This window comes from Prevotella sp. CAG:255, assembly GCF_000431195.1.
Lineage (GTDB): Bacteria > Bacteroidota > Bacteroidia > Bacteroidales > Bacteroidaceae > Prevotella > Prevotella rara.
Genome location: NZ_HF986819.1, coordinates 4794 through 19053, shown reverse-complemented (window position 1 = coordinate 19053; position 14260 = coordinate 4794). Strand labels below are relative to the sequence as shown.

The window sequence follows — 14260 nt, the reverse complement described above, 5'->3', positions numbered from 1 at the left end:
ACTACCTTTGTATCTGTAATAAAGCACTCATGATAAAAAAGATAATATTCTTTCTGTTGGTGTTAGTGTCTTTCTCCGCAGCTGTATTCGGCGCGGACAAACCTTTCACGCTTGTTATCGACGCAGGGCACGGAGGACATGACTCGGGTGCAAAGGGTTCTTTCTCTTACGAAAAAGACATTAATCTTAATGTGGCTTTGGCCTTTGGCCGATACGTTGAGCGCAACTGTCCCGACGTAAAGGTTATTTACACGCGCAAGACCGACGTGTTTGTTCCGTTGCACAAGCGTGCCGACATAGCAAACAAGAACAAGGCCGACGTGTTCATCTCTATACACACCAATGCGCTGCCGGCAGGACATATAGCCCGCGGACTTGAAACGTACACGATGGGTATGAGGCGTTCGGACGAAAAGCTGAGTGCGGCAAAGCGTGAGAACTCTGTCATCATGATAGAGAAGGACTATAAGGAACGCTATGAAGGCTACGATCCTAATTCGCCCGAAAGCACAATCATGTTTGAGTTCATACACGACCGTAATATGTCGAAGAGCGTAGAGCTGGCCAAGTATGTGCAGAGCAGCGTTTGTTCAACTGCCGGACGACAGAATAAGGGTGTTAAGCAGGACGTGTTCCTGGTGTTGCGAGAAACTTCCATGCCGGCGTGTCTTATTGAACTGGGCTTCATAACAACACCCGACGAGGAGCGCTTCCTCAATGACAAAAACAACATAGACAAAATGGCAAAGGGCATATATCAGGCCTTTGTTAAATATAAGGACAAATACAATAAAGGCTTTACTGTTCCTTACAGCTCACCTAAAGATAATAGTATAAATATCCCGTCTATTGTGCCTGATGACGGCAATGATGAAAAGGAAAAGCCCCAAACACGTAAGCAGACAAGGCGCAGGACAGAAACGCCGCGTCCTCGTGTAGAGGAGCAGCCTAAGGAAAAGGCGGACAGTGACAGCAAGGAAAAAACACAAGAGATTGCCGACGAACCTGTGGATAAGCCTGTGTTTAAGGTGCAGATATTGGCCAGCAGCCGTATGCTGCGTCCCGGCAGCAGCCAGTTTAAAGGGCTTGAGAATGTAGAGTCTTATAAGGAGAACGACCTTGTGAAATACACCTATGGTTCGTCGACCGACTACAATGAGATTTATCGTCTGCGCAAAACGATTCTCGACAAGTTTCCCGAAGCGTTTATCATAGCATTCAAAAACGGAAAGAAAATGAACGTCAATCAAGCAATACGTGAGTTTAAGTCTAAATAGAAAGGAGATTAAATTATGAAGTTTTTAACAAAAGAAATAAAGATTGCCTTAGTAGCCGTGTGCGGACTGGTGATACTTTTTTTCGGAATGAATTTTCTTAAAGGACTGAATCTGTTTTCATCAGCCAACAAATATTATATCTCGTTCAAGAACATCAGCGGACTATCTTCTTCAAGTCCGATTTATGCCGACGGATATAAGGTGGGGGTGGTGAAAAACATAAAATATGATTATAATAAGTCGGGCGAGATAATGGTCGAGGCCGACATCGATCAGGAACTGCGCATACCTAAGGGCAGTAGTGCTGAGATCGTTAGCGATATGCTCGGCAACGTAAAAGTAAACTTGCTGTTGGCTACAAATCCGAGAGAACGCGTGATGCCAGGTGAGACAATTATGGGTGGAATTAACGATGGCGCACTGGGAAAAATGAAGGATATGGTGCCGGTGGTTATGGGTATGTTGCCAAAGCTCGACTCTATCGTTACCACTCTCAACATCTTGCTGGCTGATCCTGCCATAGCACAGTCGCTGCATAATGTGAATACCATAACTGGTAATCTTACTGTAACCACTACACGCATAAACACTCTCCTTGCCGGACTCAACCGAAGTGTTCCCGGTGTGGTTAGCCGTGCAGACAGTACACTATACAATGCCAACCTTCTTGCAAAGAAACTCAACAATATCGATGTTGAAGGCACTATGGCTAAAGTTGACGCAACACTGGCTAATGTAGAAGAACTTACAGCCAAGCTTAACAGCAATGAGGGTACGATAGGACTGCTGATGCGTGATCCGTCATTATATAACAATCTTAACAGCACTATGCGCTCGGCCGACTCTTTGCTTATTGACCTCAAGGCTCATCCCAAGCGCTATGTTCACTTCTCACTTTTTGGAAGAAAGGACAATTAATAAGGATGTAAAAGCTTGTCTATAGCCATGGCAGAGACAACGTTTGCAGGCATTTGCTGTTAAATTATCATCTTGCTTTTAGCTAATTTAAAATTTGTCTAAATAATAAAATATGTTCCGAAACGATTGACAAATCTTTCGGAACATATTAGTATATACCACTTTCTGACTTTTTCCGTCTTATATGCATCGACATAGCCCGTACCTTTTCTGCAGTGTGCAAGTCGCTATTTTTCAGGTACTTATAAATATGCAAGTGGCAATATTACATTAATGTTTCAAAACACGCCATAAAATGCCTTATTCCCGACATTTACAATAAATCATTTAAAATGAATTAAATCGGCATATTTGTGTATTTCAATAAAAATTACGAAATTTGCAGACGCTTAAAAAGGCGTCGAAAGACATAATAATCTGATCTTAATATATGAGTAATAATCCCCGTGCGCTCTGGGATAACTGCCTTTTGCTGATAAAGGAAAATGTCTCGGAACAGCAGTTTAACACATGGTTCAAGCCTATTGTTTTCGAATCGTTCAACGAGTCGAACAGAACGCTTTTGCTTCAAGTATCGAGCCAGTTTGTCGCCGAATACATTGAAGAAAACTATGCAGGACTGCTGAACAAGGTGCTTGTACGGATTTATGGAAAAGGCATACGTCTTAACTACCGCGTGATGGTGGATAAGACTAACAATATATCACAGCAGATTCAGGCCGACCCGGTGGTGAACATCGAGCAGACAGTTACACGCAGAACACGTGTAAACCAGTCGCCTACTACGCTTGATGCGGCACAGCCCCAGCAGATAGACTCACAGCTGAATCCCCGACATACTTTTGCAAACTATATTGAAGGTGACAGCAACAAGTTGCCGAGAGCTGTCGGACTGTCTATTGCGGAACATCCTAACACCACTCAGTTTAACCCGATGTTTATTTACGGTCCGTCCGGATGCGGTAAGACACACCTTATCAATGCCATCGGTGTGCGCACCAAGGAGATTTATCCGCAGAAAAGGGTGCTGTATATCAGCGCAAGACTGTTTCAGGTGCAGTATACCAATGCCGTATTGAACAACAGAACTAACGATTTCATCAACTTCTATCAGACGATAGACATGCTTATTGTTGATGATATTCAGGAGTGGGTGTCGGCTGCAAAGACACAGGAAACATTCTTCCATATATTTAATCACTTGTTCCGTAACGGCAAGAGAATAATTCTCGCGTGCGACCGTCCTCCTGTTGATCTTCAGGGCATGAGCGACCGCCTGCTGACACGTTTCAGCTGCGGACTTATAGCAGAGCTTGAGAAACCTAACATTCAGCTTTGTGTGGACATTCTTAACAGCAAGATCAAGCGCGACGGACTGACCATCCCAGAAGATGTGGTTTATTTCATTGCGCAGACGGCTAACTACAGCGTGCGCGGACTTGAGGGTGTCATCAACTCTCTGTTGGCTTTCTCTGTGGTTTACAACTGCAAGATTGACATGCGCCTTGCGGAGAGAGTGATAAAGAGGGCGGTTAAGATAGATAATGAGCCGTTGACGATAGACGACATTCTTGATACGGTTTGCAATCATTTCAACGTTACCACCGCAGCAGTGGCCAGCCGCAGCCGTAAGCGTGATTATGTAACTGCACGTCAGGTGTCGATGTATCTTGCACAGAAGTACACCAAGATGCCGGCATCACGTATTGGCAAGCTTATCGGAGGTCGCGACCATTCTACCGTAATACACAGCTGCACACAGATAGAGCAGCGCATAAAGACAGATAAGCTGTTCAGCGATGAAATTGCAAGCATTGAAAATTCATTTAAACTTAAGAAATAATTAAAAAGGGGATATTTGTTTATCCCCTTTTTTCGTTTTGTTTCTGTACTTCAATAAAGCGAAATGTTTCCTTTTGCATGTTATTAGCCGGCATTTGACTATTTCTGCTGCTATGCTGTTGCTATTGTTGGTCATTTCCCTTCTTTTCGTCTTGCTTTTTGTTTAACTTTGCATAGTCTGTCGTGTGTGCAGAAGTGATAATCAGTTCAACGTTTGTCAGGATTTCTGCAGAGCGATAACAGTTAAACTGAACTTAATTCTCTATCCAGTTTTTAAGCTTGTTTGCGGCATTTGGCCAAGTGCTGTTGACTAAGTTGATGAAGTCAGAATATTTCAGATTCGGCTTTCCTGCATACTTTTGATAAAATGAAGATATTAGGCTTATGCAGTTTTCGTATCCAATTTCTTTTGCGAAACGGTCTAAAATCAGCGGCCCTTTTCTGTAAACAACAGTATTGTTGTTATTTTCTACGAGATTGACAACCGGTTCGTCCTGTGGCGTATTTATGATTTTCTGATATTCAGCGTTATATTTTTCAATCAGCGACAGATACAAATCATTGCCAAAATGATGTCTTAGGAACATCAGCGTCATAAATTCATTCAGCGACTCTTTAATAAAATACGCTCCGGGCTGTCCGTCTCGAATGAGCAGTGTCCATTCGCCAAGCCATCTGTGGCCTATCTCGTGCACAAGCGGATAGATGTCGGGGTATGTTGAGAATTTCTCCTGTGAGGCCGAGATAAATCCTATGTTGTATCTGTTGCTGAAGCCTTTTCCGTTATGAAACACGAAAGCGGGATATTGTGTTATGCCCCTTTGCGGGCATAAATATTCATCGCCATATATTTTGCCGAAATATGATATGCTTGCACGGGCAAGTTCGAGCAGCTCGTCGTATCGCCTTTTGCTGCATTGCATGCCTGTAATCTGATATATGTCCATGTTGTAAGGCTCGCCGGTCGTTGTGAGGATGTATGCATCTTTCTGTAATAACGCGAGCGATAACGACTGTTGTAGCATGCCATTAATCCGGCAGCCGTACTTGCCGCTGCCGGTATGTTTAAGGGGATAAGAGCATAAGGGAAAGATAGAGTCAGGCAACTCCAAGTTTAATGTGATGTCTGCATAGCAGTCTGGCAGGTAAGGATAATAATGCTCGTTGAAGCTTGTCTCCCACAACTCTACCGTTCCGCCTCCATAGATAAAGAAAGCCGAGAGGTTTGTGTAGTTGTAGTTCATCTTTACACCAATGTTTCGGCCTTGAATCTTTTTGAACACAAGTTTCCTTGCATCAGGCTGATAGCTGTATTTCAGTGAGGATGTGTCTGTCTGAATGGTAAGGTTTTCAACAGAAAGCTTGCCGTCGCCGCCGAAATTCATTACAATACTGTCTGATTTCTGAAAATCTATAATGAACGAACAGCTGACGTGCATGTTGGCCTCGTCCTGATTTATTTTGCTTATGTTCAAGACATAATCGTCAATATGCTGTGCCCGGCACGCCAGAACAGAAAGGAAAAAGCAGACCGAAAGCAATAAAACCTTATTGTTCATATCCCTATTCTTGTTTATTTCCATTCAATATCGCTTTTCAAAACAGAATAATAAAGCTGTTCAGTCGCCGTCTTCAAGCTGAAAAATGTCGTTCACCGTCTTGCCGAAATATGCTGCAATCTTCAGTGCCAGCAATGTAGAAGGCACATATCTGCCCGATTCTATAGAGTTTATAGTCTGACGGCTGACTCCTATCGCCACGGCCAAATCCTGTTGGGTTATATCTTTTATGGCGCGTTCTACCTTTATTGTATTTTTCATTTTTGTTTTTAAGCTATTTAAGTTGATGAATTTCGTAACGGAACTTTATGATAAAGACAATCAGCAATACATAAAGAGTGGCCCAAAGACTGTAGGCATAGGCAATGTTGAAAAAGAACAAAGTTTCTACAACAAACAAGACAGACGTAAACCAAAGTGAGAAAAACACCGATTTGAGTCTTATCTGCATTATCATTTCGTCTTCGGTCTTTTCCTTGCTCATGGCGATAAACAGCAGCGAAATGAAAATGCCGAGCATCCATATCTCCATATACATATCCTCGGAAGGTAGTATTCCGAACCATGCGTTTTCACCAATGATTTCATTAACAATATATGGCATGGGTACCTTAATTTTAGGTGCAGCTCCTGCCAAGTCTATGCCAAACATTATTAAAAACAATACCATAAGACAAAGGCCAGTCTTAGCATAGCAATGAGGCAACAAAAAATACTTCTTCATAATCGTAAAATTTTAAGGTTATTCATTTATGTGCTTCGGATATGTGTGTAATGTTATGTCGCAAAGATAACTAAACTTTCCATAAAGACAAGTGTGCTTTACATTAAATCATGTTAATTTTACATTTTTACTTACTCAAACCATACGCCCGACAATATTCAACGATTGAACTGAGCATCATAAGATATGTTGACCTGGCTGTTTTAAAATAATATAATTGAAAAGGCAAGACAGCATAATACGGGAAATTTGATTAACTTTGCACATGGCAGACGCCGCACCTTAAGGCAAAGCCACATCACACAGACTGCCGACAAAAGGCACAGCAACATAAGACATTAAATATTAAGAATATATGAAGACAATAAACACAAGGCGTAGCATACGCAAATATTCAGACAAGGAAGTAAGTGAAGAACTGCTCAGCCGCCTGCTGACAGAGGCTGCACGCACGCAGACTATGGGCAACATGCAGCTCTACAGCGTGGTGGTTACACGCTCTGACGAGATGAAGGCCAAGCTTGCCCCGGCTCATTTCAACCAGCCTATGGTTACTCAGGCTCCCGTGGTGCTCACGATATGTGCCGACTTCAACCGCGCAAGCACATGGTGCCGCTGCCGCAAGGCCGAGCCGGGATACGACAATTTCCTGTCGTTCATCAACGCAGCTTCAGACGCACTGCTCTACACACAGACCTTCTGTAACCTTGCCGAGGAAGAAGGGCTCGGCCTCTGCTATCTCGGCACCACCGTATATATGCCGCAGATGATTATCGACGTGCTCGGTCTGCCAAAGCTCGTCATGCCTGTGGCTACGATAACACTGGGCTGGCCCGACGAAAATCCGCCGCTCACCGACCGTCTGCCGCTCGCTTCGTTTGTACACAGCGAGACATACCACGACTATACTCCTGCCGACATCGACAAGTATTATGCCGAAAAAGAGGCACTTGAGGAGAACCGCGAGTTTGTAAAGATAAACAATAAGGAAACTCTTGCGCAGATATTCACCGACATACGCTACACCAAGAAAGACAACGAGGCTATGTCGGCTGGTATGATGGAGGCTCTTAAACGTCAGGGCTTCATCGGATAAGACATTTTTTGCCGGCCTTGCAGGTCGGAGCAGAGTGAGGTATGGCACGTCTGTAACGTCAGATGCCGTCTCTCTGCGTTTAACAAAATACATTATACGGCCCATGATACGCCTGGCAATTCCATGTGTGTCATGGGCTTTTATGATAATCTTGAGAGATATTGCAGCAAAACCGCGCGGCCTTTGCAGCTGACCAAAACAGGTATAATTTAGCAGTATGAAGGTAGGGCCGGCAGCCAAAATATTAAACTCATGCTGTTGAAATATCTTGAAACTTCGGATTAGCAGTTATAACTCATTTGTTTTTGATAAAAAACTCGGCCACTTTTGCATCAAAAGTGGCCGAGTTTTGACCCGTAAACGATAGGTTAATGATTTGAAACCAATACATCTTGTTTTGCTTATAGTCAGCGCGGAAATTGCACTTGTTTTGAACGTTTGTTAATGTTAGGTGCCTGTTTCTCTTATGATTTTTTGCCCCTTTAAAATTATCCGCCTTTTGATGCCTTTAAACCGAGCCCTGTCATTAGGCACATTGGGCTGACCGTTACAAAAATATTGATGCGTTCGGCCGTGATTTTGTTTTATATTGAACGGATTTTCGTTAGCTTTTTTGCTGGCATGGGAGCAATGTCAATAAAAAAACAGCGACAGCAGAAAACGGCTATCCTGCCTGACGGAAATGACCAATTTGGATAAAGACCCGCTTAACTTTTGCCAATTTAATGCTAAACAGTCAGTACGTCATGCCTTTGTTTGGCTGTATGAAACTAAAAGACTATATTTGCAGATGATAAAGACACGAAATATACAATAATGACAGGAAGCCATCGAGACAATGCAAGCAAAGGAACTGCATGGCCCTGTCTTTGAATGAATGCTGAAAGTTGCAAAAACAGCTCATAGCAAGATGCTGCCTGCGGGCATTAAACCATAAATGAGCGAACAATATTGAGACAAAAAATTATTAGTTACAAATAATCCTAAAGTATCAACATACTGACAATCCATGATGAAAATAAAACAATTTTTCGCCAAGAAAGAATTAAAGTTGCGCAAAAAACGCCTGATTCTGATGTCCTGTTGCATCGTAGCCGTAATAGCAGGATACGTTATCCTAACATGGCCTAAGAAAAAGGCACCTGAGATACCCGTCGTTTCTGTAGAGAAAGTCGGCGTGGAAGACGTCAAGATTTACGGCGACTATGTGGGCCGCATACGTGCACATCAGTTTGTAGAGGTGCGCGCCAGGGTAGAAGGCTTTCTTGAACGAATGGCCTTCGCAGAAGGAACATACGTGAAAAAAGACCAGATACTCTTCGTGATCGACCAGCGCCAGTATAAGGCAAAGGTAGACAAGGCGCGCGCGCAGCTGCGCAAGGACTCGGCCCTGGTGCTGAAGACCAGACGCGACCTTGAGCGCATACGCCCCTTGTTTGAGCAGAATGCTGCCAGCCGCCTTGACCTTGACAACGCCACAGCAGCGTATGAGACGGCCGTTGCAAGCATGGGCATGAGCCGTGCCGACCTTGTTCAGGCTGAACAGGAACTGAGCTACACCTACGTGCGCTCGCCGATATCAGGATATATCAGCGAGAGACTTGTAGACCTTGGCACACTTGTCGGCACGGGCGGCAAGTCGCTGCTTGCCACCGTTGTGAAGAGCGACACCGTGCTGATAGACTTCAGCATGACAGCGCTCGACTATCTTAAGAGCAAAGAGAGAAACATTAACCTCGGACAGCGCGACTCGTCTCGCTCATGGCAGCCGTATGTAACAATAACGCTGCCCGACAACAGCACATATCCATATAAGGGACTCGTCGACTTTGCCGAACCGCAGGTAAGTCCGAAGACTGGAACATTCTCTGTACGTGCAGAGATGCCCAACCCTGATCACGTGCTGCTTCCGGGACAGTTTACGAAAGTGCACGCATTGCTCGATGTCCGCGAAAACGCAACTGTTGTGCCGCAGAAGGCACTCATCATAGAGAAGGGTGGAGCCTATGTCTTCGTAATGAGGCGCGACTCTACGGCCGAGCGCCGCTTTATCGAGCTTGGCCCTGAGTTCGGCAACAAGGTTGTGGTGGAGAGAGGACTCGCCCCCGGCGAAACCATAATCAGCGAGGGATACCACAAGCTTACGCCAGGAATGAAAGTACGCGTAGCCAACAGAAAGAAGACTGCGGTCCGTCCGCAAGCGAAAACCAATTAAAATAAAAGCTTCCGAATAGATGAAAGTAAACTTCTTCATAGACAGACCGGTCTTTTCGATAGTAATATCAGTCCTCATAGTCATTGTTGGACTTATCGGACTGACAATGCTGCCCATAGACCAGTATCCGCAAATAACGCCTCCGGTGGTAAAGATCAGCGCCTCCTATCCGGGAGCCAGCGCGCTCACGGTGTCGCAGGCTGTGGCCACGCCTATAGAGCAGGAGCTGAACGGAACTCCGGGCATGATTTACATGGAGTCAAACAGTTCCAATTCCGGTTCGTTCTCGGCGACAGTTACGTTTGACATTTCTGCCGACCCCGACCTGTCGGCTGTGGAAATACAGAACCGCATAAAACTGGCAGAGTCGCGTCTGCCGGCCGAGGTGGTGCAAAACGGTATCGAGATAGAAAAGCAGGCAGCAAGCCAGCTGATGACTATCTGTCTGACATCAAACGATGAAAAGTTTGACGAAATATATCTCAGCAACTTTGCCACACTCAACGTGGTCGACCTGTTGAGGCGAATACCGGGAGTGGGGCGCGTGTCTAACGTGGGCAGCCGCTACTATGCCATGCAGATATGGCTTGACCCTGCGCGACTGGCAAGCTTCGGCCTTACGGTGCAGGACGTGCAGAACGCCCTGAAAGACCAGAACCGCGAGTCGGCGGCCGGCGTATTGGGCCAGCAGCCCGTAAAGGGACTCGACTTCACGATACCCATCACGGCACAAGGACGTCTGTCTTCTGTTGGCCAGTTTGAGGAAATCGTACTGAGGGCCAATGCCGACGGTTCGTTCATACGACTGAGAGATGTAGCCCGCGTTTCTCTCGAAGCGCAGTCGTACAATACCGAAAGTGGAATAAACGGCGGCAATGCTGCCGTGCTCGGCATATACATGCTCCCCGGTGCAAACGCGATGGAAGTGGCTGAGAATGTGAAGAAGGCAATGGAGGAGATAAGCCACAACTTCCCGGAGGGCGTAAAATACGAGATACCGTTCGATATGACGACATACATATCGGAGTCGATCCACGAGGTGTACAAGACTCTGTTTGAAGCACTTGTACTCGTTATCGTCGTCGTGTTCCTCTTCCTTCAGAGCTGGCGTGCCACACTCATCCCGCTTGTGGCCGTGCCGATATCACTGATAGGAACGTTCGGCTTCATGTTGATTTTGGGCTTCTCGCTCAACATGCTCACCCTGCTTGGCCTTGTGCTTGCCATAGGCCTTGTGGTAGACGATGCCATTGTAGTCGTGGAGAACGTGGAGCGCATAATGGAAGAGGAGCATCTCAGTCCGTATGAAGCCACCAAGAAGGCCATGAACGGACTGACGGGAGCGCTTGTTGCCACGTCGCTTGTCCTGGCTGCCGTGTTCGTGCCGGTTAGTTTCCTGTCGGGCATAACAGGACAGCTGTACCGCCAGTTCAGCGTAACGATCGTAATCTCTGTGCTGCTTTCTACGGTAGTGGCGCTTACGCTCAGCCCTGTGATGTGCTCTCTGATACTCAAGCCCACGGACAAAAACAAGCCTAAGAACAAGGTGTTTACGGCTATCAACAGGTGGCTCGACCTGGGCAACAACAAATATTTAGCCGGAATATCAAGAATAATCAAGAATCCCCGTCGCGTTGGCGTAGGGTTCTGCATGATTCTGATTGCCATATTCATATTCAACAAGCTTACGCCTACCAGCTTCCTGCCGTCGGAAGACCAGGGATACTTCACCGTGGAACTGGAAATGCCTGAAGGAACAACCCTCGAACGCACACGTGCCGTAACCGAAAGGGCGGTTAGCTTCCTGATGAAGAATCCTGCTGTGGAGTATGTGCAGAACGTAACAGGATCGAGCCCGCGCGTGGGAACAAGCCAGACAAGGGCACAGCTCACCGTTATATTGAAAGAATGGAAAGAGCGTGACGATAATACAATAGAGGACATTATGGCCGGCGTGGGCCGTGAACTGTCGGAATATCCCGAGTGTAAGTTTTATCTGTCCACTCCTCCTGTAATTCCCGGTCTTGGTACGTCGGGAGGATTCGAGATGCAGCTCGAAGCTCACGGCGACGCAACTTATGACGACCTGGTGAACGCTGCCGACACGCTGATGCACTATGCCTCAATGCGTAAGGAACTGTCAGGCCTGTCGTCATCGCTGCAGGCAGAAATTCCGCAACTATACTTTGACGTCGACAGAGACAAGGTGAAGATGCTCGGTGTGCCTATGGCCGACGTGTTCTCAACAATGAAAGCCTACACGGGATCGGTGTATGTCAACGACTTCAACATGTTCAACCGCATTTACCGAGTCTACATACAGGCTGAAGCCCCATACAGAGAGCACCGCGACAACATAAGCCTCTACTTCGTCCGCGGGTCAAACGGCGACATGATTCCGCTGACTGCGCTGGGCAACACCGAATATACCACTGGCCCCGGCAGTATAAAGCGCTTTAACATGTTCAACACGGCAATAATACGAGGCACGGCCGCACAGGGCTACAGTTCAGGACAGGCCATGGAGATAATGGAAGAACTTGTCAAGGAGCATCTGCCCGACAATATCGGACTGGAGTGGAGCGGACTGTCATATCAGGAGAAACAGGCCGGAGGACAGACAGGAATAATACTATCGCTGGTATTCATTTTCGTCTTCTTGTTCCTCGCCGCACTGTATGAAAGCTGGAGCATACCTATTGCGGTGCTGCTCTCGCTGCCTGTGGCAGCATTGGGAGCCTACATCGGAATTGCAGTCTGCGGACTTGAAAACGACACATACTTCCAGATCGGACTTGTGATGCTTATGGGACTTGCGGCTAAGAATGCCATACTTATTGTGGAGTTTGCCAAGGATGAAACCGACGCGGGCGTCAATGTCCTCAAAGCCACGCTGCACGCAGCTAGACTGCGCTTCCGCCCGATACTTATGACCTCGTTCGCATTCATATTGGGCATACTCCCTATGGTGCTTGCCTCAGGACCGGGATCTGCCAGCCGAAAGGCTATCGGTACGGGTGTGTTCTTCGGAATGCTGGCTGCCGTCTTCATAGGAATACAGCTCATTCCATTCTTCTTCATTACAATATATAAAGCCAAAAACAGATTGCAGGCTAAGAAAGGGAACAAGGAACAAAAAGCGATAGCACAGCAACAATAAATTATGAGACACGGATTAAAATACATAATACATGCGCTGATATTAACGGCAGCAATAAGTCTGTCTGCCTGTCAGATAGGCAGAAAATACACACGTCCGAATATAGAACTGCCGGCAGCACTGTCTGATGAAGAAAACACAGACTCGACATCCATGGCCGACATCTCGTGGAAAGAGGTTTACACGGATACAATCCTGCAAAGCCTCATATCCAAGTCTCTTGTCTACAACAAGGACATGCAGATGGCGGCAGCCAGGATAAAAGAGCTGGCAGAGATGAAGCGTATAAACTATGCTAATATGTTTCCTGCGTTCGGAGCTAAGATCTACGCCGAGAAGGAAAGAGAACATCACGGCAACAGTAACCAGTTTGACCTGAAGGCTGCAATGTCATGGGAACTCGACTTCTGGGGAAAACTGCGCTGGGCACATGATGAAAGCATAGCCGAACTCATGGCCTCTGTAGAAAACCGGCGCGCATTGCAGATAAGCCTCATTGCGCAGGTGGCACAGACATATTATGAACTTGTGGCACTCGACAACGAACTGTCAATCGTACATCAGACCGTAACGGCACGCCGGGAAAGCGAACATCTTGCGCGCATACGATATGAAGGTGGACTGACGTCTGAGGTTACATACCGACAGGCTCAGGTGGAATTGTCAAGGACGGAGACACTCGTGCCCGACCTTGAACTGCAGATAACCACAAAGGAAAACGAACTGGCATTGCTGACGGGCGAATATCCGCACCGCATAGAGCGCTCGACGCTGCCTCAGGAGGTTATCTTCCCTGACAGTCTGCCTGTAGGATTGCCTTCATCGCTGCTGGAACGGCGTCCTGACGTGCGCGAAGCCGAGCAGCAGCTTATTGCGGCAAATGCAAAAGTGGGCGTTGCATACACAAGCATGTTCCCGAACATAACGCTGACAGGATATCTCGGAACTGAAAGCGACGACCTGAAAGGAGTGTTAAGCTCGCCTTACCACTTCTTGAGCGCCAATCTGCTTCAGCCGATTTTTGCCATGGGCAAGAACAAGGCTCGCCACAGAGCAGCAAAAGCTGCATACGAGCGTGCTACTTATGCATACGAAAAAGCTGTTCTGACGGCTTTCAAGGATGCATATAATGCCATAGCCAACTTTAATAAGGTGAAGGAAATATACAAGACACGCTACGACCTGGAGAACTCGTCGAAGACGGCATTGTCGCTTGCTCTTGTCCAATATGTAAACGGAGCCATCGGCTATATGGACTTGCTTGATGCCCAGCGTACTTACCTCGATGCTCAGATCGGACTCAGCAATGCTCTGTTGGACAGTCAGCTGGCAAAGGTGAACCTGTATAAGGCTCTGGGCGGCGGATGGTAAGGATATGTGTCTGAACACATGGCAGGCACAGACAGGAATGTCTAGGTTGTCGACTCTATAAAAAATACAGCGGGCGGACAGTCATTATCGACTGTCCG

General features: G+C 46.5%; 10 protein-coding genes. 7 read left to right on the top strand and 3 right to left on the bottom strand.

What is annotated here, in order from left to right; translation table 11 throughout:
- The first annotated feature begins 29 nt into the window (after nt 1-29).
- The 3 genes from QVO66_RS08550 to dnaA all read left to right on the top strand — a co-directional run bounded on the left by QVO66_RS08550 (nt 30) and on the right by dnaA (nt 4038).
- Nucleotides 30-1277, top strand: a complete 1248-nt coding sequence (locus tag QVO66_RS08550; protein WP_288172755.1) for an N-acetylmuramoyl-L-alanine amidase family protein — start codon at nt 30-32, stop codon at nt 1275-1277.
- 15 nt (nt 1278-1292) lie between these two features.
- Nucleotides 1293-2195: an MlaD family protein gene (locus tag QVO66_RS08545; RefSeq protein WP_021855054.1), complete on the top strand. Its 903-nt coding sequence runs from the start codon at nt 1293-1295 to the stop codon at nt 2193-2195.
- A gap of 430 nt (nt 2196-2625) precedes the next feature.
- Nucleotides 2626-4038 (top strand): chromosomal replication initiator protein DnaA, encoded by a 1413-nt coding sequence (dnaA, locus tag QVO66_RS08540; protein WP_021855053.1) that lies wholly within the window; start codon nt 2626-2628, stop codon nt 4036-4038.
- A 253-nt stretch (nt 4039-4291) separates the two neighbouring features.
- On the opposite strand, the gene QVO66_RS08535 is transcribed toward dnaA, so the two are convergent.
- From QVO66_RS08535 to QVO66_RS08525, 3 genes are read right to left on the bottom strand one after another with little or no spacing between them, the layout of a single operon-like run.
- Entirely contained in the window at nt 4292-5596 is a 1305-nt protein-coding gene (locus QVO66_RS08535) for a hypothetical protein (RefSeq protein WP_021855052.1), read from the bottom strand.
- 60 nt (nt 5597-5656) lie between these two features.
- Entirely contained in the window at nt 5657-5857 is a 201-nt protein-coding gene (locus QVO66_RS08530; RefSeq protein WP_021855051.1) for a helix-turn-helix transcriptional regulator, read from the bottom strand.
- A gap of 13 nt (nt 5858-5870) precedes the next feature.
- Nucleotides 5871-6320 (bottom strand): hypothetical protein, encoded by a 450-nt coding sequence (locus tag QVO66_RS08525; protein ID WP_021855050.1) that lies wholly within the window; start codon nt 6318-6320, stop codon nt 5871-5873.
- Nucleotides 6321-6675: 355 nt separating this feature from the next.
- Between QVO66_RS08525 and QVO66_RS08520 the strand changes: the two genes are divergently transcribed.
- The 4 genes from QVO66_RS08520 to QVO66_RS08505 all read left to right on the top strand — a co-directional run bounded on the left by QVO66_RS08520 (nt 6676) and on the right by QVO66_RS08505 (nt 14162).
- A complete protein-coding gene (locus tag QVO66_RS08520) occupies nt 6676-7416 on the top strand; it encodes a nitroreductase family protein (protein WP_021855049.1) in 741 nt (246 codons plus the stop codon).
- Between the two features lie 1018 nt (nt 7417-8434).
- Nucleotides 8435-9631 carry an efflux RND transporter periplasmic adaptor subunit gene (locus tag QVO66_RS08515; protein ID WP_193391567.1) on the top strand — a complete coding sequence of 399 codons (1197 nt, stop codon included), beginning with the start codon at nt 8435-8437 and terminating at the stop codon, nt 9629-9631.
- Between the two features lie 19 nt (nt 9632-9650).
- Entirely contained in the window at nt 9651-12791 is a 3141-nt protein-coding gene (locus tag QVO66_RS08510; RefSeq protein ID WP_021855047.1) for an efflux RND transporter permease subunit, read from the top strand.
- A gap of 3 nt (nt 12792-12794) precedes the next feature.
- On the top strand, nt 12795-14162 hold the full coding sequence (locus QVO66_RS08505) for an efflux transporter outer membrane subunit (protein WP_021855046.1): 1368 nt from the start codon (nt 12795-12797) through the stop codon (nt 14160-14162).
- Nucleotides 14163-14260: the final 98 nt, after the last annotated feature.

Coding starts and splice junctions, on each gene's coding strand:
- QVO66_RS08550 (WP_288172755.1), top strand. CDS start 30: ATGATAAAAAAGATAATATTCTTTCTGTTGGTGTTAGTGTCTTTCTCC.
- QVO66_RS08545 (WP_021855054.1), top strand. CDS start 1,293: ATGAAGTTTTTAACAAAAGAAATAAAGATTGCCTTAGTAGCCGTGTGC.
- dnaA (WP_021855053.1), top strand. CDS start 2,626: ATGAGTAATAATCCCCGTGCGCTCTGGGATAACTGCCTTTTGCTGATA.
- QVO66_RS08535 (WP_021855052.1), bottom strand. CDS start 5,596: ATGAACAATAAGGTTTTATTGCTTTCGGTCTGCTTTTTCCTTTCTGTT.
- QVO66_RS08530 (WP_021855051.1), bottom strand. CDS start 5,857: ATGAAAAATACAATAAAGGTAGAACGCGCCATAAAAGATATAACCCAA.
- QVO66_RS08525 (WP_021855050.1), bottom strand. CDS start 6,320: ATGAAGAAGTATTTTTTGTTGCCTCATTGCTATGCTAAGACTGGCCTT.
- QVO66_RS08520 (WP_021855049.1), top strand. CDS start 6,676: ATGAAGACAATAAACACAAGGCGTAGCATACGCAAATATTCAGACAAG.
- QVO66_RS08510 (WP_021855047.1), top strand. CDS start 9,651: ATGAAAGTAAACTTCTTCATAGACAGACCGGTCTTTTCGATAGTAATA.
- QVO66_RS08505 (WP_021855046.1), top strand. CDS start 12,795: ATGAGACACGGATTAAAATACATAATACATGCGCTGATATTAACGGCA.